Here is a 20,383-nt window from a genome sequence, read left to right on the forward strand (position 1 = left end):
ACCACTAGAAGGGCGATGCAGAAGACGGAAACGAGACGAAGGCCTGGCTGCAATCAAGCGCTGACTGGCCGTTTTTCTGCAACTCGGTTACCGTCACGTTATTCGCCGCGGAAGATGCGACCGTGAAGTTGACCGGACCCGGACCCATGGTGAACTGCGTGTTCGATGGCGGTGTCGGACCACCGTTGTGCGAGGTATTCGATATCTTCGGCGCAGAATCGAATATGACGTTATCCAAAGCAATCTTCAACGGATTGACCGTGCCGTTGAAAGCATAGCCATTGAAGGTGAGCGTACCGCCGCCATATTTTGCGCTGCCCAAATAATGAAAACCGCTGACCGTAATGTCGTGAAAATTCGGCGCTGACGTGTGATTTCCAGGGCTGTAGTAAGGATCGAATATCATCGGCTCCTTGACGTTACGCATGCAGATTTGCTGATAGCTGATGTTTTTCACCTCGCCGCCGCGGCCATCGTCCGACTTGATCCGTATCCCCACTCCGTTAGGAGAATCCTGGCCGTCGATCGACAGATCTCGCATCTCGACGCCATCGACACCCGAATTCGTCTCGCTGCCGATCGACATGCCATGGCCATAATAGAAATGACTGTGAACAATCCGATGCGAGAGCGCCGCTGCCGATCCACTCGCCTTGATCGCAATATTGTCATCGCCGCCGCTGAAATAAGAATACGCGATCAACACATTATTCGATTGGCCGGGATCGATGCCGTCCGTATTTTTTGTGGTTTCCGGCGTAAAGCAAGTGCTTGGCGAGGTAGCTGGTGTGGTCGGATCCGGGCTGCTCCCTGCCGGGCAGGCATAACCCGGCTTGGAGTAGGCCAGGGTCGGCGTCAGAATTTTCACCCCCCAAGCCGTAAAACCGTTAACGGTATTAGGCACCACATGAAATGCCGGTGCATTCTGAACCGTAATGCGATACAGCGTGAAGTTGCTGCCGCCAAAAAGCTGGATCATGCGAGGGTTGTTCTGACTCTTGCCCGTCGATTTATTCAGCATGGCAACGTCCCACCAAGTCATTATTCCTGCATTGGCGCCGGAGGTTAATACACTGCCGCCGCGGCCGTCGATGATGCCGTCACCTACTACTCCGCTATTTTGCGTCTTGCTGGCGGTGATCAGGGCATTACAGGACTTGCCGTCACCGGCAGCGGTGCCGCAATTGCCGGCGCCCGTATCGAAATCCACCGGACTGCGAGACGCGAACAAAGTCACCCCCTGATCAATCCAGAGGGTGACGCCGCTAGCCAGAGTTAATGGGCCTGAAAGAAAGGCGTTCTGGCCGCTGCCGCCGGTAGTCAGCTTGACCGCCTGCCCGGCAGGGCAATTGGAGATTTCTTTTTGAATTCGCGCAGTATCCGGATTTGAATTGGCCAGGCTGGCGTCAATCGAAGCAGGCAACAATCCAGCCGTCTGCTGAAGATTAGCGGTCAAAGTAGCGCATACCGTTTGTGGTAGCTGCGGCTCGGCGGGAAGCGTCGCGTCCACATTGCTTGAGGTGATACCTGTTCCGGTTGAACCTGTGCCGGTTGAACCTGTTCCGGTCGAGCCTGTGCCTGTTGAGCCTGTGCCTGTTGAGCCTGTGCCTGTTGAGCCCGTGCCTGTTGAGCCCGTGCCTGTTGAGCCCGTACCTGTTGAACCCGTACCTGTTGAACCTGTACCTGTTGAACCTGTACCGCTTGAGTTGCTGACTATATTTCCTGCGCTATTAGTACCGCTGGCGCCGGAACCTGTTCCGGCATCACTTGCGCCGCCACCGCACGCGCTGACGCACACGCTGAATATCAGGCAGACAAAGATAGTTATAAAAGATTGTTTTTTCAAAAAAGGGGTCATATTTTCCAAAAGAGAAAGGTGTCCACAAGAACAATTTTTCCCATCTTGTAAAAAGGGAAAAATTATTTCTTCAGCAGGAATTTTGAGCAGTAATGACGTGCAGAGACGATCCTGAGCAGATGCGTGTGCAGTCATCTTCGGGCGACACTACAGGCACGATCCATGCCACATCGAATGTCGAACGCGCAGGCGAACCAATCCAGAAGAACACGCCGAAAAAGTGGCCCGCAACGGGATCAGCTGGCTATGGACAAAATTTGGCCGGAAAGCAAAGAAACTGACAAAGTTTGGTAGCGCTACCAAAAATTGAGGGCGGCAACCGGCTACTCGCTATTGGCACAATATTTGCGAAATGATCCGCGGATTGAATATCGTGCCGAAAATTTGTTTCGACGCCATCAAGGTCGACAGCTCGCACGTCGCGGCCAGACGAGATTCAATTTCCCAAGTGATTTCCAAAAATATATCGTTGAAAGACAAGAGCTTGAATAATCCGATGATCGATGCCAGCCACACATTGTCGCAAACACTTGTCGATACAAGCGCTGCATCCGGTGACGAACCGCACGCCAACGGCATGTCGCGTCGTAATTTCATTTCCAGCCTTGGTGTCTTGTTGCTGGCGGGCTGTGGCGACGGCGGCAATACACTCGCTACCAGCGGCGGCGTCTCGTCTGTCACGACTGTCATGCCGAGGCCAGCAACAACGGCCGTAACGGCGACGCCTGGCGTCCCTGCCACCTCTAGCCAGACGCCGGCTACACCGACACCAGCAGAAGCGACGCCTGCTGCCGTCAGCAAGGCATTTGTTCATCCAGGCCTGCTCCACACGCAGGCCGATTTTGACCGCATGAGCCAAAAGGTGAAAGCGAAAGCGTCGCCGTGGATCGATGGCTGGAATGTCCTGCTCGCTAACGGTCATTCCCACTTGAACTACGGGCCTCGTCCGCAAGCGGCAGTCTATCGGGGATGGGACGGTGTGCATGCGGAGAACTACCCCATCCTGTTTAAGGATATTGCTGCCGCCTATGCTTGTGCATTGCGATGGAAAATTTCGGGTGACACCGCCTATGCCGATAAGGCGGTGACTATTTTGAATGGCTGGTCGTCGACGCTGAAAATATTGGGTGGCAATTCGAATGTCGATCTGGCTGCCGGCCTCTATGGCTACGAATTCGCCAACGCCGCCGAAATCATGCGCTCTTATAGCGGTTGGGCTGCTGCCGATCTGGCCCGTTTCCAGAACATGATGCGGACAGTCTTTTATCCGATCAATCATGATTTCCTGAACCGTCACAACAATACCGAAGTTACTCACTACTGGGCCAATTGGGACTTGTGCAATATGGCCTCGATCATGGCGATCGGCGTGTTATGCGACGACCGCGCCATGTTTAACGAGGCGGTCGATTACTTCAAGCACGGGGCCGGCAACGGCGCTGTCTCGCAAGCCGTCTACTACATGCATCCAGGTTACCTGGGACAGTGGCAGGAAACTGGCCGCGACCAGGGACACAACACGCTCGGCATCGCATTGATGGGGCCGATTTGCGAAATGGCGTGGAACCAGGGAGTAGACCTGTATGGCTATGACAATAACCGTTTTCTTGCCGGCGCCGAATACGTCGCCAAAGCCAATCTGATTGAATCAGGTAATACGTTTTATACCGTACCCTATGTCACTTACAACAATATCGACAGAGTCAATCAAACCGCCTTGTCGACGGCTGCGCGAGGCAACGTGCGGCCGGCGTGGTCTTTGGTCTATAACCATTACGTCAATCGTAAAGGATTGGCCGCGCCGTATTCCCGGAAATTCGCAGAGCTGATCCAGCCGGAAGGCGGCGGCGGTAATTATGGGCCTAACAGCGGCGGCTACGATCAATTGGGCTACGGCACGCTGACCTGCACCCGCGACCCGATTGCAAGCGGCGCGGCGCCAAGCGGCCTGACCGCGATTGCAGGTCCGGGGCAAGTGATCCTGTCGTGGTGGGGCAGCGCGTATGCAAGCGGTTACGACGTCAAGCGCGGCACGACTGCCGGTGGACCTTATACAACCGTCGCCACCGGCATCACCGATCTGCTGACCTATATCGACAGTGGCCTGGCCGCCGGCACCTATTACTATGTCGTCACCGCGGTAACGCCGTCCGGGCTCACTGCGGCATCGAACGAGGCGACTGCGATTACGGCTGTGCAATTGCACACCTATTTGGCATTCGATGACGGCAGCGGCACTACCGCCGTCGATGCCAGCGGCCAGGGACACACCGGAACTCTGACCAACGGAGCGGCTTGGGAAATAGGCAAGCAAGGTAGCGCAGTGTCGCTTAATGGCAGCAATGCTTACGTCAGTCTGCCGGCCGATATTGTGGCCGATGTCTCGGATATCACGATCGCGGCCTGGGTCTATTGGAATGCATCGCAAAAGTGGGCGCGAGTGTTCGATTTCGGCACCGGCACCGGCCACTACATGATGTTGACGGCGCGCAGCAACAGTGGCTTCCCGCGCTTTGCCATGACGGTCAATGGCATCAGCGGCGAGCAAGGGATCGACAGCAATACGGCAATGCCGATCGGGCAATGGGCGCATGTTGCCATCACCCTGTCGGGCAATGTCGGAACCTTGTACGTGAACGGCAACGCAGTTGGCGCCAATACCGCGATGGTGCTTGCGCCATTCCGCATGGGCAGCACCAGCCAGAACTGGCTTGGGAGGTCACAGTACGCTAGCGATCCCTGCTTCAACGGCTTGATAGATGAATTCCGCATTTATCGGGGAGCTTTGAGCGCAGCACAGATCGCCGCGTTGATGTGACGTTTTGATGATTGTCATGTACTTCGCTGCTACATGTCGGCAGTCAAGCTTTTACCAGAAATTTACCCGCAGAAAGCGTCTGCGATGATGCCGCAATAATTGTTTGGATTTATGTTTCAGATATCAACACTTAAAAAGATTGCGGCATATTTATTTGCGCTTCTATTGTTTTCGCATGCAACAGCAGTCTTTTGCGATGACCGGTTCTATGTCATTTGGCGAGATATTGGATTGCCTGACGCAGTACGCCTGGTCAGTCAATATTCGGGGAGGAAAATTCATCTGGCTCAGGAAATACAGGGAACAATAAGTCTTGCTTCTACCGATCCGCTCTCACCGGATGAAGTGTTTACTCTTTTCCAAAAATCGCTGCAAGAACGCGGTCTACTCCTGGTGCGCGGCGACGGCAATGCATATCAGGTTAGCAGCGCCAAATCAGAGACCCGTCGGTATGTCGGCGCCGTATTTGCTTTCGAACAGCGCGCGCAGGCAATCGTTTCGCGGCTCCGCGCTGCGGATGGCGAGGCGGAGGTGCTGGCGTCGGGCGATCCGGCGGAGCAAGGTTTTTCTGTTGTGCTGCTGTACCGTGACAGTACGGAAGGTTATCAAGCAATGATTTCCGCCGTAGAGCGGGCAGGATTGAATAATCTGCTTGCCACGCCGACACGGCCTGTTGCGTTCCCGGTTCAGGAAAAATAATCTTTCGTCGACATCTTTACAATTTTAGCTGGCATATTGCCTAACATTCGCAGTTCTGCCCAGTCGCTCAATACCTGCGGAAGAATTTCAGTCAAACTCGCCATCGACCAGATCCCCCGAGAAAATCATGATCCACGATGTTCCGGAACCTGCCGGGTAGATTCGCGCCACCTGATTGGACAGGCGCTGGACATATGCCTGGCGTTCAATACATCCGCCTCCCACTACTGGATATAACTCCTCGACATAGACCAGGAACTGAACAGTTTCCAGACCATGCTCGGCGCATACCGCTGCAAAAATATCCTGTTCGTCCCGCGCCAATTCGGCTAGTGTTTTAGTAGTCACAGTATCCAAGTCCCACGAACATCTGTCCGTCAGCGTGCTCGACGCCGCATCCAGAGTGGTGCTTCTTGCAAAAAGCAAAGAGGCGTTATTTCTTTACTTCTTTAAAGTCAGCGTCCACTACGTCATCATCTGGCCGTTGATGTGCATCGCTAGCTGCCGCATCGCCAGCCCCGGCAGCTTGTTGCGACTGATTATTTGCGTACATCTTCTCACCGAGTTTTTGCGCAGAATTCGAGAGCGCGGCGATTTTCTCGTCGATACTCGACTTGTCGTTGCCTTTCAACGCCTCTTCCAGTTCCTTGATGGCGGTTTCGATGCCGGTCTTGTCGCCTGCATCCAGCTTGTCGCCATATTCAGCCAGGGACTTGCGCGTAGCATGCACTAACGCATCGCCATGGTTACGACTCTCGGTCAGCGCTTTCACAAGCATGTCTTCGTCGGCATGGGCGGCGGCGTCGCGCACCATCTTTTGGATTTCCGTTTCGGTCAGCCCGGAGTTTGCTTTGATGGTGATCTTGTTTTCCTTGCCCGTAGCCTTGTCCTTCGCGCTGACATGCAAAATGCCGTTGGCGTCGATATCGAAGGTCACTTCGATCTGCGGCATGCCGCGTGGCGACGGTGGAATCCCCTCCAGATTGAATTCGCCCAGCAGTTTGTTGCCGGCCACTATCTCGCGCTCGCCCTGATATATCTTGATCGTTACCGCCGGCTGGTTGTCATCGGCGGTGGAAAATACCTGGCTGAATTTGGTCGGAATCGTGGTGTTCTTTTGAATCATCTTGCTCATCACGCCGCCCAGCGTTTCGATCCCTAGAGACAGTGGGGTCACGTCCATCAGCAGCAAGTCGGTACGTTCGCCGGATAGCACCGATCCCTGGATCGCAGCGCCGACGGCGACGGCCTCATCCGGATTGACGTCTTTACGCGGCTCGCGGCCGAAGATCTCCTTGACCGTTTCCTGTACCTTCGGCATGCGGGTCATACCGCCGACCAGAATGACGTCGTCTATCTTGCTCAAGTCCACCTCTGCGTCCTTGAGCGCGATACGGCAAGGTTCGATGGTTTTTTGAATCAGTTCCTCCACCAGCGCTTCCAGCTTGGCGCGGGTGATCTTCAAATTCATATGCAAGGGCGCGCCGTTTGCCATGGCAATGTAGGGCTCATTGATTTCCGTTTGCTGTGTCGACGACAACTCGATCTTGGCGCGTTCGGCCGCGCTCTTGATGCGCTGAAGCGCGATTGCATCCTTGCTCAGGTCGACGCCATTGATTTTTTTGAATTCGTCGATGATGTAATCGATGATGCGCTGATCGAAATCTTCGCCGCCGAGAAAGGTGTCGCCATTGGTCGACAATACTTCAAACTGTTTCTCGCCTTCGACATCGGCAATTTCGATGATTGAAATATCGAAGGTGCCGCCGCCCAGATCGTAGACAGCGATCTTGCGCTCGGCCTTGCCGCTTTTATCCAGGCCGAACGCCAGCGCGGCGGCGGTTGGCTCATTGATGATGCGTTTCACGTCAAGGCCGGCAATCCGTCCCGCATCCTTGGTCGCCTGGCGCTGAGAATCATTGAAATACGCCGGGACCGTGATCACCGCCTCGGTCACCTCTTGGCCGAGATAGTCTTCAGCAGTTTTTTTCATCTTGCGCAAGACTTCGGCGGAAATTTGCGGCGGCGCCAGTTTTTTGCCGCGCACCTCTATCCACGCATCGCCATTGTCAGCCTTGATGATCTGATACGGCATCAGATGAATGTCCTTCTGCACTTCCTTTTCATCAAACTTACGGCCGATAAGCCGTTTGACGGCGTATAGGGTGTTTTTGGGATTGGTGATGGCTTGCCTCTTGGCCGGCGCGCCGACCAGGATTTCGCCGTCATCCTGATAGCCGACCACGGAGGGCGTGGTGCGAGCTCCTTCCGCATTCTCCAAAACTTTGGATTGGCCACTTTCCATAATCGCAACGCAGGAATTCGTGGTGCCCAGATCGATGCCAATCATCTTGCTCATGAATAACTCCTTCGCGAATCATTCCGGAACCGAAAATCTAGCGGGCTTGAATCAACAGGGTTAATTCAGCGGGTTTAATTCAAATATATTAACCGGCGACCGCTTTTCAAGCCCCGTTGCTGCTTGTCTTTTCTTTCGCCACCGTCACCAGCGCAGGGCGCAACAGGCGGTCGGAAATCATGTATCCCTTTTGCAGTACAGAAACGATCGTATTGGCATTCTGATCGGATGGGATCATTGAAATCGCCTGATGCCTGGCGGGATCAAGCTTCTCGCCAGGCATGGGATTAATTTCCGTCAACTGGTTTTGTTCAAAGGCGGAATTGAGCTGCTTCAATGTGATCTCGACGCCTTCTTTCAAGGCTTCAACGGAAGGCGTTTCTATCTTTAGCGCGGTTTCCAGGCTGTCCATGACGGGCGTCAGGCTTTTCGCGAAACCTTCAATGGCATATTTGCGGGTACGCGCAATCTCTTCCTGCACCCGGCGACGCATATTGTCCAACTCGGCTCTGACGCGCAGATAGTCATCCTGCGACTCGGCGAGTTTGGCCTCCGAGATAGCAAGTTTCTCCTCAACGCCAGGTTCAGCCGGCGCCGAGACGGATTCATCCTTATCCGGCGCTGGCGCCGGTGCATGGTTTTCTGAAACGCCCGGTTGCGACGGTGGCGTTGTTGATTTGCGATCAAGAGCCGCGGATGGGCTCTCTGTTTTTTCCTGTTGGCGATTTTCCTGATTTTGCATGGAACATTCTCCTTTGTCCCCAAGGTGTTGCCAGGGAACGAGAACGGTTGCACCTAACGCAAATGCCGGCAATCAAGATCAGCAGCAGGCGGTACCTGCCAAAGGTTAGCTGTTATTTTTGTCTGCTTCATCAGCCCATTTGATGTCGCGGGCCGGAACCACTGTCGAGATCGCATGTTTGTATACCAATTGGATATTGGTGCTGCGGAGCATGACGACATACTGGTCAAACGATTCGATATGGCCTTGCAGCTTGATCCCATTGACCAGAAACATCGACACAGGGACGCGCTCCTTACGCAAGGTATTTAGAAAAAGATCTTGTAACATTTGTCCCTTATTGTTCACGGCAGTTCTCGATATAGATAGAGACTATCAGTGTACCCTAGCAGGAAATTTCGGCAACACCTTCATTCTCTAATGATGCCTGCCATACCCTGCATCAATCACCAGCGCATTGCCGCTGACAAAACACCCGCTGCGATGAAATAGAAATAATGATTTTCGGCAAGTTTTCCGCCATACTGTGTTCGTGTTGATACGCTCCCTGTATTGAGCCGGATGGCTTTTTGAAATAAAAGGAGAAATCCATGGATATCGATTTCGGCTGGCCATTGCCGCCACACTGCGTGTTGGCGTCTACTTTCCCGGCAACGAACGATAGCAATGCAGCATGCATTGTTACCTTGAACGACGGCCACCGGAAGGTCGGCAATTTGATAGGTTTTGATCAAGAGGCGTCGACTCTCGAATTTCATCCGGAACGTGCCGCCGGCAATCTTCGTATCGGTTTTGCCAGCCTCAAAAGCATCCGCTTGACATCGCCGATAGAGCTAAAAAAACTGGAACTGCCTTTAACGGTAGAGACACATGAAGGCGCAGTCATCCCGGTCAGGCAAAAATGCATAATTTTCTTCAAAGACGGGGAGCGTTTGTTATCTGAAACGGTAGGTTATGTTCCGCGTGAGATTGGGCTTTTCCTGTTTCTTGTCAGCGGTGGCAACAACGTGTTGCGATGGTTTATCCCGGCTAAAGCAATCGCCAGTTATCAGATAGGCGACAAGCTTGGCAAGATGCTGATAGATGAGAATATTGTGTCGGTGGATGAGGTTGAAGCAGGGTTAAAAAAACAAAACCAACTGCGAGAATCCAAGCTGGGGACCTATCTGCAACTGGAACATCTGGTCACAGAAAAGCAAGTCGAAATGGCGCTGCAAAAACAGAAATCGATGCCAAATCTTAAGCTTGGGGAAGCATTGATTCAGGAAAATCTGATCACCGGCGAACAACTTGCTCAAGCGCTGAAGAAACAAGAGGAAGACAGGAAGCTGCACTTGGGTGAAATTCTCATCGACATGGGCTTTGTCACCAAAGAAAGCATAAAGAGGGTATTGGCGCAAAAGCTCGGCATTCCTTTCGTTAGCTTGCCAAAATTCCAGTTTGACTTGGACTTGACCAAGATCGTACCTATCGAACTTGTACGCAAATACTCGGTGATGCCGCTATACCGGACCCAGTCACGGATGGTGGTGGCCATGGAAGATCCTTTGTCATCGGACGCCCTGAAGGCCCTGGCGTTTTGCACCAAGCTTACTATCGACCCCGTTATGGCGTCCGAGACTGACTTGGCTGATGTCACTTCGAAAATTTATGGTGCACAGGGAGAACGCCAGAATATCGCAGAATTTGTTTCCAAATTGGACGATGGCGGCGCCATGGAGGCAAGCCAGGCCCAGGCCGTACACGAGGTGATTTCGGAATCCGATAACATCATGGTTCGCCTGGTCAACAAGATCATCCTTGACGCATTTGAACAGGGGGCCTCCGATATCCATATCGAAGTCATGAAAGGGAATGAGCCCACCCAGGTTCGTTTTCGCAAGGACGGGATCATGGTCGATTACTCCGATATTCCGGCAAACTACCGCAATGCCCTGATTTCCCGTCTTAAAATCATGAGCCGCCTCGATATTTCCGAGAAGCGGCGGTCGCAGGACGGGAAGATGAATTTTGAGCAGTTCGGCCCTGCAAAGATCGAACTTCGCGTCGTCACCATGCCGACTAGCGGGGGTCTGGAAGACATCGTGATGCGGATACTTACCGCTCCCAAGGCCTTGTCACTGGATGCCTTAGGCCTGCACCCGACGGTGCTGGACAGGCTCAAAAAACTTGCCCTCAAACCTCATGGCCTGTTATTTGTCTGCGGCCCGACCGGATCAGGCAAGACGACAACTTTGCATTCCTTGCTCAGTTTTATCAATACACGCGACCGCAAGATATGGACGGTCGAAGACCCTATCGAAATTACCCAGAAAGGCCTGCGACAAGTTCAAGTTCACGCAAAGATCGATTTGACATTTGCCGCCATATTGCGCAGTTTCTTGCGCGCAGATCCTGATGTCATCATGGTGGGAGAAACACGAGATCCAGAAACGGCCAAGACCGTCATTGAAGCATCACTCACCGGCCATCTGGTATTTTCTACCTTGCATACCAACAGTGCAGTTGAAAGCGTCGTTCGGTTATTGGATCTGGATCTAGACCCGTTTAATTTCGCAGACGCACTGTTGGGCGTGGTCGGTCAACGGCTGACACGCAAATTATGTACAGCCTGCCGCCAAAGTTATATCGCCACGGCAGAGCAAATCCAAATGCTGGCCTATGAGTATTGCCTGGAAACAGAGCTCCCCGCAGCCGAAATAATGGCGCAATGGCAAAAGCAATATGGCCAGGACGGCAACACACTTACGTTATACAGGGCGGTGGGTTGCGAGAAATGCGACAAGAGCGGTTACAAAGGCAGACTGGGGGTGCATGAGCTGCTATTTAACACGCCCGCCATCAAGAAAAAAATCCATGCAAAAGCGAACGTGCAGGAGATTTTGCAAACCGCCATTGGTGAAGGCATGCGTACCTTAAAACAAGACGGGATCGATAAAATATTTCAAGGCTTAACCGACTGGGAGCAAGTAAGAATGCTCTAGGACGGGCAACCTTACAACCGTATACCGATCACACTACCGATCAAACGTCCGCCTCCCGCTCAAGAGGCGGACAGTATTTCACTCAAAACGCTCAAGAGTTATTGACCTTCTCCAGCTGTAACGGTTGCTCGGCAGGCGGCGCGGCTTCCTTGTCGAAATACCGCTTCAAAGCCATGATCTCGCGGGATACTTCCTCTGGAAAGCCTTTGCGCGCTCCTCTTTGGTCCAGCAGGAGTTCGGCAAACAATTTTTCGCAGGCAGAACGCCGCAGCCAAACGTCGGCAAATTGGTTGGCGATACGCGGATAGTGTTTAATTAACCACAACGGCCAAATTTCCGTAGGCAGGGATAACAGCCAGTTATATGTCGGTTTCTGCAAATCCAGATCGGCAGGTCCAAGCATGCGACGCAAGTGCTCCCAGTTTTTTTCCTGTCGCTTTATTAAATCTTGGTCAAGTACAGCTTTTGCCTCAGAAACTGAAACTTTTTCGAATGGGATTGCATCCATGGCGCCTCCAAAAAAGGGCTGTCGAGCCGGACTTATCACGCATCAGCCAACAATAATAAGTGTCACGTATGTCACTTGAAGGGTTCGGCTCCAGCTGAAAAAATATTGCCTCACGGAATTTATTTTACACCTTTTTAAACTTTGTACACTGGCTGCAATTAACCAGCAGCGCCGGGCAATTTTGGTGGTACGTAGGTTGGCAGATGAGTTGGCAAATGAGTTGGCAGATGAGCTATTACCCGGTGTGGCGTACCCCGAAAACCCCTGATTCCCCCGATCAAACAGCAAATAACTTTTGGCATTGATCTAATAAAGCCTATGATCAATAATAGTTTCCATACGAAAACTATTTTAGTCACTTTGCCTTTTACAAGTACTCAAACCACTCAATGTTTGCGATAGCAAAAAAGAAATGCGCCCATTTTCGAATTTATAGCTGAGCCCCCAAAAATATGAGTAGTCTCCTCAACGTGCTGGCACGGCAAGTCAGATTGGCGCTTAAACGGATACCAATCACGTCATTGGCGATGATTTTCGTGATTCTCGTCTGCCTATCGCTGGCATTCATCGATGGATGGCGAAGCTGGACGGCCCGTAATATTCAGTTGCACGAAATGGGAATTTCCACCTCCAACATGACGCGCGCTATCGCGCAGCACGCCAGCGATACAATTAAAGCGGCCGACACCACTCTGGTAGGTCTTGTCGAACGCGTGCAAGCCGACGGCACCGGCCCCGACGCACTGCTGCGACTGCATGCACTATTGGTGGAGCGAGTGGGCGAGTTGCCCCAACTCCAGGGCCTGTTCGTCTATGACGAAAACGGGCGTTGGCTCGCCAATGCGTTACCCGTAACCCCAACCAACGTTAATAATTCAGATCGGGATTATTTCATCTATCACCGCACTCATCGTGATCCTAAGCCGTATATCGGCCTACCGATCCGCAGCCGATCAACGGGCGTGTGGATCATTACGGTGTCTCGCAGAATCAATCATGCCGATGGCAGCTTTGCCGGTGTCGCACTGGCGACACTCAGCATCGACTATTTCGCCAAATTTTACGATAGCTTCGATATTGGCCGTCATGGCGCGATCGTTCTGGCGTTAAACAACGGCATCATGCTGACTCGCAGGCCGCTTTTAAATGATTACACCGGCAAAAGCATGGCGAACACCGTTCTGTATCGTGACAGCATTTCCAAGAAAGCGGCCGACACGGTTTTTATTGTGTCGGCCCAGGACGGAGTGACACGACTGAACAGTTTTCGACATCTGGATGAGTACCCCTTATACGTCTCGTCAGCGTTGTCAAAAGATGAGATTCTTGCGGACTGGCTGACAGACACTTACGTGCATACAGCCGGCGTAGCGATGCTACTCGTTGTATTGGGCTTGTTAGGATTTCATCTCGTTGGCCAAATCAAGCTACGCTTGAATGCCGAAGCAGAACTGGTGCGAACCCGGGATGCCTTGGAAACGCTCAACGGGACGCTTGAAAGGCTGGCGTTGCAAGACGGCCTCACCGGACTTGCGAACCGCCGTCACTTCGACCTCACGCTAGACAAGGAGTTTAGCCGTGCGGTACGAGAAGCAAGTTCATTGGCTCTGGTCATGATTGATGTCGACTGCTTCAAACAATATAACGACATCTACGGTCACGCAGCAGGCGACGAATGCTTACGCAAGATCAGTGAGGTTGTCAAAACCAATCAAAACCGGCCTGGGGATGTAGCGGCCCGCTACGGTGGTGAAGAGCTCGGTGTACTGCTTCCTGGCACTGACGTGAGGGGAGCGATGGCCATTGCCGAAAAGATCCGCCTTGAGATACACAGTCTTGGCATCGAACATATCGGCAACTCGGCCGGCGTAGTCACAGTTAGTGCCGGGGTCGATGCAGTCATCCCTGTTCTGGATCTCGATAAGCCATTGGAACTGATCCAGGCTGCAGACAAAGCGCTTTACGCAGCCAAATCTGCTGGCCGTGATCGGGTTTGCGAAAATACCAGCGTCAGTAATCCCCATCGCTCCGATGCGCAGCAGGAGCCGCTTAGCACCTTGTAGAGCGGTCATCGTTTAAGATCAGATTACCGCTCTTCTTTAACGCGGCGCGGGCCTGGATTCCATCTTCCACACCAGCAGCAGGGCGATACCGACAAACAAGGGAATGCACCCAATCGCCCACAGCCACTCGCCCGGGCGCATGGCGTAGAACATCACCATCACGCCCAAACCTGCCGCCACGTTAGTCGCACCAAAAATCAACAGACCGCTTCTGTTCTGCCAACTCGCATTACCACCGCCGGCTGGGCGATCAGCCAGCAGACTACCGTCGAGCAATTGCGGCGGGATGTCGCGGCCTTGAGCAACCATCTGGCGCACGGTCTCGTGCATGAGCTCGGCGCGGCGCATCTTCGACTAGACCTTCATGACGATGGCTACGATGGGAATACTCAGTGCTAATACAGGAATGATGAGGGGGCCGAGGTCTGAGATGGTTTCTGGGGTCATACTGTCTCCTGAAGGGGTTGTTCGTGAACGGCTTACTCTGCTTGGATGAAGCTGAAAGGCGTTTTTGGATTCAAAACGGAGATTTTTTTTGAACGGCCTTGTCCTGGCTCTGCCATGCTCGTGTTGCCGCTTTGCAATCTTGCATCATACTGCTTTGCCTGCATAGTGCAACTCCTCCCTGAAAAATCGACCGTACTTTGGAAGGGCAAGAAATGAAGATTTCAAGAAGCGCATACACCAGGGAATTCAAGGAACAAAGGAACGAGTCATGGCTCCCTACAGAGCTAATGGCGTAGCGAATGTGCGTGGCGAACGTGCGTGGCGAACGTGCGTGGCATATATGCTAAGCTATCGCGCGCCATGGCGGCAGAGGAAGCGCCACTTGCAGCGATCGAACCATCAATCACGCGAAAGGAAATGTGTCTCATGACATCACCGGCGCGGCGTGCCGCATTTGCGGCACTGGCTTTCATGTCTATCGCAACCAGCGCGGCGGCAATTGGAAATTCAGGGAGGGAAACGATGCAAGAAAACGCATCCCACGATGTAGCCACAAGCACCGATTCGATTGCGACACGATACAAGAACATTGATGTAGACGGGGTCAGGATTTTCTATCGCGAGGCCGGGCGGCAAGGCGCGCCAGTGCTGCTGCTGTTGCATGGATACCCGTCGTCGTCGCGCATGTTTGAACCGCTATTGCCGCTCCTGGCCAAGCACTATCACCTGATTGCCCCCGATTATCCCGGTTTCGGCTGGTCGCAGGCGCCGGACCCTGCCGCATGGCCATATACCTTCGATCACCTCGCCAAGACGATGCTGGCCGTCACCGATGCGCTGGGCTTGGATCGCTATGCGATCTACCTGCAGGACTACGGCGGCCCAATCGGTTTTCGCCTGGCGCTGGCGCGGCCGGAACGGGTCCAGGCGCTGATTATTCAAAATGCGGTGATCCACGAAGAGGGGTTGACCCCGATCTGGAATTTGCGGCGCAGCTACTGGGCCGATCGCAGCGGATTCGAGCAGAAGATTCGTGAAGGCATGTTGTCCGAAGCGTCCGGCGCAGCAAGGCATGTGGGCGGCCGCCTGCACCCCGAGCAATATAATCCCGACCTGTGGATGGATGAAATCACCTTCCTCAAGCAGCCCGGCATGGCGGCGATCCAGCTTGATCTGGTCTACGACTACCAATCTAACCTCCTGGCTTACCCGCAGTGGCAGGAATACCTGCGCCAGCGCAAACCACCGGTGCTGGTGGTGTGGGGCAAACATGATCCGCTGTTCGCAGTGGCAGGCGCGCAGGCGATTCAACGCGAACTGCCGACGGCCGAACTCCACCTGCTAGACGCCGGACATTTCGCCACCAACGACGTGCCGCAACAGATTGCCGACTATATCGACGATTTTTTGCAGCGTCGGCAGGGGCGGTAGTCTGAGCGGTGGTTTTTCCGGGGCGGACGATTGGATGGCAGGAGTGGGGGCAGATGGCAATCATACGACCACACTGAGGCTAAGGCCGTCATCACATTTCTACCCCACAGCATGTTGGATAAACAATTGAAGAGGACAAACAAGATGTCGAACCATGGTTTCAAGTTATACGTGGACTCGCAGTTCGCAAGCCCATACGCGATGTCCGCATTCGTCACATTGAAAAAAAAGGGAATCCCCTTCGAAATCCAGACGGTCGATTTGGGCGATAACGAGAATCACCAGCCTGGCTATTCACAGCTTTCACTGACCCGCCGGGTGCCGACGCTTACGCATGGCAGCTTCCATTTGTCAGAGTCGTCTGCAATTTCCGAGTACCTGGAAGAACAGTTTCCTGCACCGGAATACCGCTCCGTGTATCCGCACGACGTCCAGAATAGGGCCAGGGCCAGGCAAATTCAGGCGTGGCTGCGGAGCGACTTCATGCCCATTCGTGAAGAACGTTCGACGGAAGTCATCTTCTTCAAACCAACTGACAAACCGCTTTCTGAGCTGGCGCAAACCTCTGCTGCCAAACTGTTTTCTGCGGTTGACAGCCTTCTTGGAGATAGCGCGTTAAATCTTTTTCACGAATGGTGCATCGCTGACACCGATCTTGCGTTAATGCTAAATCGCCTGGTGATGAATGGCGACGACGTGCCGGAAAAATTGATTGCTTATGCGCGCCATCAATGGCAAAGGCCATCTGTCCGGTTGTGGGTAAATCAAGTACGTTCGATATGAACACATGGAAAACAAGACATTGTTTTCAAGCGGAAATGTACTAGGTTGACAATTTGGGGAGAGGCGCACGCTAGATAATTCTTTTGCAATCTGTTCGAATCACTCTTTCGGCGCCATGGTCGTTTGATTTGCTAAAGGGGAATGAGATGAAAGAATTACGTCAACTGATCCGAAGGCGCCTCTTGTATGACGAGGTTGGGAGAGCAAGAAAAATTCTGCGATTAATCGCGATCATCTGGCTTGGCGTGCTGCTGACAAGCCTGGTTGCCGGCGCAGAGCTGTGGCGCGATACGTGGCGGCGCTCAGCGGAATTTCAGATTTTCGTTCTGGGTACTCTCGCCTGCGTCATTGTCTACTGGTTATGTTTCGCGAAGGATGAAATGGTGCTGGCGGGTGACGTGCAGATCACCGCCAGTATCAGCGAGAAACACCATAAGAGACTACGGCGTCTGGCAAACCAGCAGGATACAACCATTGGCGACATCATCGAACAGCTGGTGGACATCATTGTGAACGCCAGATCTCAAGCGCTCAAATCCCTAAGTGATGCGAAAGTGAATTACGAATCAACGCTTGATCGGTAGCGCTAAAGCCAGGTAGAGGTTGGGCCGGGTAGTGATACTCCGGCCCTTTTTTTGCTATCCTGTTCGCCCTCGCCGCTTCAGCCTGGGACACGGCACGATTCACGCGTCAAATAAAAGCTGCTTAATTAATGGAAAGATTAATCGATGACTGCACACATTATCCGCCCCCTTGAATCGTTGGATTACGAGTTCGTCTCCTCTGCCGTCGACGACTGGTGGGGCGGTCGTCCTGTCCGGGCATTAGTTCACCGCATATTTTTCGAACATTTAAACGCGACCAGTTTTGCCATAGGCCCGTCGGACGACGTCCAGGCATTTCTGATCGGCTTTGTATCGCAGTCTGATCCCAAAGTCGCCTATATCCACTTCGTGGGCGTCAGCCCTGCCGCACGTGCCAGCGGCCTCGCCCGCATGCTCTACGAACATTTCTTCAAGCTGGTCGGCGCCCGCGGCTGCACAGAGGTGCGCAGCATCACATCTGTGGCCAATACCGGTTCTATCGCATTTCATCGCAAGCTGGGATTTACGCTGCTTCCCGGATCCGCTGAAATCGATGGCGTTCCGGTGACTCTTAATTATGCTGGCGAAGGACAACATCGCGTCCTGTTCCATAAAGCGCTGTGATTCAGCGGAGGCGGCGCCGGCATCTTCAGCGGCGACGCCGGCGTGCGCCTTGGCAATCAGGTGGCAAAGGACATGATCGCCGTGCGCATCGCACCGGACTTGCGCATGGCCGTTGTCGCTTCCCCGGCCTACTTCGCCAAGCGGCCGCCGCCGCAAACGCCGCATGAGCTGGCGGCATACGATTGCATCAATCTGCGACTGACATTACATCTCTGCCATTTAAGCCGCAGATGGAATTATCTAATAGCCTCCAAATTCCCCATCAAATAAGAAACGTTCTTATTGGCCGCGCTTTGCGAAATTTTCCTGTATGAATTTGCACACAACGAAAGAAATTAATTCTGCAATGTTTCAACCGGACAATCTTCTCTGCTACGATACGGCGGCCTTAATTCGGGAGCAAGCCGACATACATCTGCCGGACACAAGGTAGTTCACGCATATAAAATTCAAAAAATAGGGAAGCAGATGAATCAGCGTTTCTTGGTCAGGGCAGCAGCAGCTATTGCAATAATTGCCTCCTCACTTCTTACCGGCTGCGCGTCTATCGTCAATGGCACGAATCAGGTGGTGACGGTCGAAGCCCGCAGCCAGGGGCAACTGGTCAAGGGCGCCTCCTGCAAACTGCAGAACGCTAAAGGTGTTTTTTATGTGACCTCGCCGGGCACAGTTACTGTCCATAAGTCTCGCGATGACCTGGTAGTGCAATGCGATAAAGAAAATATCAAACCCGGCTTGGCGAAGATTAAATCGACCGTTAAAGGAATGACGTTCGGGAATATTTTGTTCGGCGGCGTGATTGGTGTCGTCGTCGATCAAAATTCCGGCGCAGCTTTTGACTATCCCCCTATCATCACGGTCTTGATGGGAGAGAACGGTATAGCGCAAACGGCGGCAATCGCGCCTGCCGGCTCTTCGAGTAATTCAGTTGCTCCGTCTGTCACAAGTATTCAGGGCACTCCCGGCTCCTATGTCAAGCGGCAGCTGACAGGTGAAGAAATGCGAACCCATTTTGTAAATTTGGGCACCGTATCAGGCCACAACCCAGGTGGCGCAAAAATGCTTTATGAAGTAGGCCAGGACGGCAGCTTGCTGGTCCGAAATATCGACAAGGGGGGAAGCACAACCGGTGCTTATGAGATCAAGGAAGCGGAGAACAAGATCTGCATTGCGATATACGGCGGAAATGTGTGGCGAATGATGCAGGACTGCTATCGCCTGTATCAAGTTGGCGCAGACATGTTCGAAATGAAATCGGCCACCGATAACTATTTCTTTACCTACATAAACCCCCAATACATTGAAGCGAACAATACCTCCGCTGACCATCCAGGCGCCTCGCCATCCGCCGCATCTACGAATCCAGTGTCTGTCGCATCGGGATTTGCGAATGACCATCCATCTGCAGCTTTGCCATCAGCAAGTACGATAGCTGCGCCGGCCGGTCCTGCAGCGCCCTCACCTGAATTACCGACAGAGAAAATCGGTCAATATTCGTATCAAAGTGAGCACATCGCCAGAGCGCAATCATGCTCGACGGCGCCGCATGCCATCCTCAATGCCACAGGCCCCGGATTCGAGTCATATACCGTCGCCTGCGACAACGGTGACGCTCTTGCCATGCGCTGTGATTTTGGGCAATGCCGAATCTTGAAGTGATGAGAGTTGAACTCACGTCAGATAGATTGACCATCACATCCCGATCACACCGAACTCCTTTCGAGTTTGCAGACACTGCTCAATATCGGCTTGCATCCTAATAAATGGGCCGTCCTAAATATTCAAGAAATTTTCCTTTTAAGAGGCATGAACATTTAAGCATGTGATGCAATCGCGTCGTTTAGTAACGGCTATTGCGCTTGAACAGTGTGGCGACCAGGATCACGGCCAGCACTACAGACCACAACAGCGACCATTGCGGGATCGACAGACCCATGATCGGATCGTAAGGGGTAGTGCAGAGTGCGTAAGCGTCAACCTTGAACACGGACGGCAGCAGGGTGGCAGGCGGCAACGCGTTCATTGGCGCTTCCAGCGCGTCCCGGCCGCATGAGGTCGATGGATGGGCGATGACCCACAGATGCCAGATAGCGGTGCCGGCGCCACCCAGTCCTGCCAGAATTCCGATCCCGGCACCGGCTTTTTGAGCACCTGCCGGCAAGCCGGCGCAAATCAGGCAAATCAGCGCGATCGCCGCGAACGCATAACGCTGTATCACGCACAGCGGACACGGTTGCATATCCTGGAAGTGCTGCAGATACAGGGCGCCGGCCAGGATGGCCAGGGCGATGAAGGCGACTGCCAGCAAAACGGATCTAGTTGTTTTCATTTTTAAGCCATGAAGTTGAGTGGTATTTGAAAAATGGACAGCCAGTGCCCGCGCGTGAAGTCAACCATAGACTGACTCTGAGACAGAGAGTGCCTGAGCTGCGAAGCGAGCGATGTGCATAGCGCATTTTTTCAGCCGCTAAACATACTGCAAG

The 20,383-nt window shown here is 53.2% G+C and carries 18 protein-coding genes and 1 pseudogene; 10 read left to right on the top strand and 9 right to left on the bottom strand.

Features of this window, described 5'->3' with window-relative positions; genetic code table 11:
- Nucleotides 1-4: 4 nt before the first annotated feature.
- A complete protein-coding gene (locus tag VNZ60_RS15970; RefSeq protein ID WP_325660792.1) occupies nt 5-1,993 on the bottom strand; it encodes a glycoside hydrolase family 28 protein in 1,989 nt (662 codons plus the stop codon).
- Nucleotides 1,994-2,435: 442 nt separating this feature from the next.
- Here VNZ60_RS15970 and VNZ60_RS15975 point away from each other — a divergent pair, with 442 nt between their 5' ends.
- Both VNZ60_RS15975 and VNZ60_RS15980 read left to right on the top strand, forming a co-directional pair.
- Nucleotides 2,436-4,676, top strand: a complete 2,241-nt coding sequence (locus VNZ60_RS15975; RefSeq protein WP_325660858.1) for a LamG-like jellyroll fold domain-containing protein — start codon at nt 2,436-2,438, stop codon at nt 4,674-4,676.
- Nucleotides 4,677-4,787: 111 nt separating this feature from the next.
- On the top strand, nt 4,788-5,375 hold the full coding sequence (locus VNZ60_RS15980; RefSeq protein ID WP_325660793.1) for a hypothetical protein: 588 nt from the start codon (nt 4,788-4,790) through the stop codon (nt 5,373-5,375).
- Nucleotides 5,376-5,462: 87 nt separating this feature from the next.
- Here VNZ60_RS15980 and VNZ60_RS15985 read toward each other — a convergent pair whose 3' ends face one another.
- From VNZ60_RS15985 to hfq, 4 genes are all read right to left on the bottom strand, one after another.
- Nucleotides 5,463-5,723 (bottom strand): hypothetical protein, encoded by a 261-nt coding sequence (locus VNZ60_RS15985; protein ID WP_325660795.1) that lies wholly within the window; start codon nt 5,721-5,723, stop codon nt 5,463-5,465.
- Nucleotides 5,724-5,808: 85 nt separating this feature from the next.
- Nucleotides 5,809-7,734, bottom strand: coding sequence for a molecular chaperone DnaK (gene dnaK, locus VNZ60_RS15990; protein WP_325660797.1), 1,926 nt, complete (start codon nt 7,732-7,734; stop codon nt 5,809-5,811).
- A 106-nt stretch (nt 7,735-7,840) separates the two neighbouring features.
- A complete protein-coding gene (gene grpE / locus VNZ60_RS15995; protein WP_325660799.1) occupies nt 7,841-8,476 on the bottom strand; it encodes a nucleotide exchange factor GrpE in 636 nt (211 codons plus the stop codon).
- 105 nt (nt 8,477-8,581) lie between these two features.
- Nucleotides 8,582-8,824, bottom strand: a complete 243-nt coding sequence (gene hfq, locus VNZ60_RS16000; RefSeq protein ID WP_325660801.1) for an RNA chaperone Hfq — start codon at nt 8,822-8,824, stop codon at nt 8,582-8,584.
- A gap of 242 nt (nt 8,825-9,066) precedes the next feature.
- Here hfq and VNZ60_RS16005 point away from each other — a divergent pair, with 242 nt between their 5' ends.
- Nucleotides 9,067-11,460, top strand: coding sequence for a GspE/PulE family protein (locus VNZ60_RS16005; RefSeq protein ID WP_325660803.1), 2,394 nt, complete (start codon nt 9,067-9,069; stop codon nt 11,458-11,460).
- Nucleotides 11,461-11,551: 91 nt separating this feature from the next.
- Here VNZ60_RS16005 and VNZ60_RS16010 read toward each other — a convergent pair whose 3' ends face one another.
- Entirely contained in the window at nt 11,552-11,968 is a 417-nt protein-coding gene (locus tag VNZ60_RS16010) for a hypothetical protein (RefSeq protein ID WP_325660805.1), read from the bottom strand.
- Between the two features lie 452 nt (nt 11,969-12,420).
- On the opposite strand from VNZ60_RS16010, the gene VNZ60_RS16015 reads away from it, so the two are divergent.
- Nucleotides 12,421-14,031, top strand: a complete 1,611-nt coding sequence (locus tag VNZ60_RS16015; protein WP_325660807.1) for a sensor domain-containing diguanylate cyclase — start codon at nt 12,421-12,423, stop codon at nt 14,029-14,031.
- Between the two features lie 36 nt (nt 14,032-14,067).
- Here VNZ60_RS16015 and VNZ60_RS16020 read toward each other — a convergent pair whose 3' ends face one another.
- Entirely contained in the window at nt 14,068-14,379 is a 312-nt protein-coding gene (locus tag VNZ60_RS16020; protein ID WP_325660809.1) for a DUF6249 domain-containing protein, read from the bottom strand.
- Nucleotides 14,380-14,510: 131 nt separating this feature from the next.
- On the bottom strand, nt 14,511-14,642 hold the full coding sequence (locus tag VNZ60_RS16025) for a hypothetical protein (RefSeq protein WP_325660811.1): 132 nt from the start codon (nt 14,640-14,642) through the stop codon (nt 14,511-14,513).
- A gap of 262 nt (nt 14,643-14,904) precedes the next feature.
- Here VNZ60_RS16025 and VNZ60_RS16030 point away from each other — a divergent pair, with 262 nt between their 5' ends.
- From VNZ60_RS16030 to VNZ60_RS16055, 6 genes and pseudogenes are all read left to right on the top strand, one after another.
- Nucleotides 14,905-15,909 (top strand): alpha/beta fold hydrolase, encoded by a 1,005-nt coding sequence (locus VNZ60_RS16030; protein ID WP_325660813.1) that lies wholly within the window; start codon nt 14,905-14,907, stop codon nt 15,907-15,909.
- 144 nt (nt 15,910-16,053) lie between these two features.
- Nucleotides 16,054-16,692, top strand: a complete 639-nt coding sequence (yfcF, locus tag VNZ60_RS16035) for a glutathione transferase (RefSeq protein WP_325660815.1) — start codon at nt 16,054-16,056, stop codon at nt 16,690-16,692.
- A gap of 146 nt (nt 16,693-16,838) precedes the next feature.
- On the top strand, nt 16,839-17,276 hold the full coding sequence (locus VNZ60_RS16040; protein ID WP_325660817.1) for a hypothetical protein: 438 nt from the start codon (nt 16,839-16,841) through the stop codon (nt 17,274-17,276).
- 144 nt (nt 17,277-17,420) lie between these two features.
- Nucleotides 17,421-17,900 carry a GNAT family N-acetyltransferase gene (locus VNZ60_RS16045; protein ID WP_325660819.1) on the top strand — a complete coding sequence of 160 codons (480 nt, stop codon included), beginning with the start codon at nt 17,421-17,423 and terminating at the stop codon, nt 17,898-17,900.
- Nucleotides 17,901-17,933: 33 nt separating this feature from the next.
- A pseudogene (locus VNZ60_RS16050) lies at nt 17,934-18,110 on the top strand (LysR family transcriptional regulator); the annotation flags it as partial.
- Between the two features lie 258 nt (nt 18,111-18,368).
- Nucleotides 18,369-19,559: a hypothetical protein gene (locus VNZ60_RS16055; RefSeq protein ID WP_325660821.1), complete on the top strand. Its 1,191-nt coding sequence runs from the start codon at nt 18,369-18,371 to the stop codon at nt 19,557-19,559.
- Nucleotides 19,560-19,740: 181 nt separating this feature from the next.
- Here VNZ60_RS16055 and VNZ60_RS16060 read toward each other — a convergent pair whose 3' ends face one another.
- A complete protein-coding gene (locus tag VNZ60_RS16060) occupies nt 19,741-20,229 on the bottom strand; it encodes a disulfide bond formation protein B (RefSeq protein ID WP_325660823.1) in 489 nt (162 codons plus the stop codon).
- Nucleotides 20,230-20,383 lie beyond the last annotated feature (154 nt).

This window comes from Collimonas sp. (assembly GCF_035566375.1).
GTDB lineage: Bacteria > Pseudomonadota > Gammaproteobacteria > Burkholderiales > Burkholderiaceae_D > Collimonas.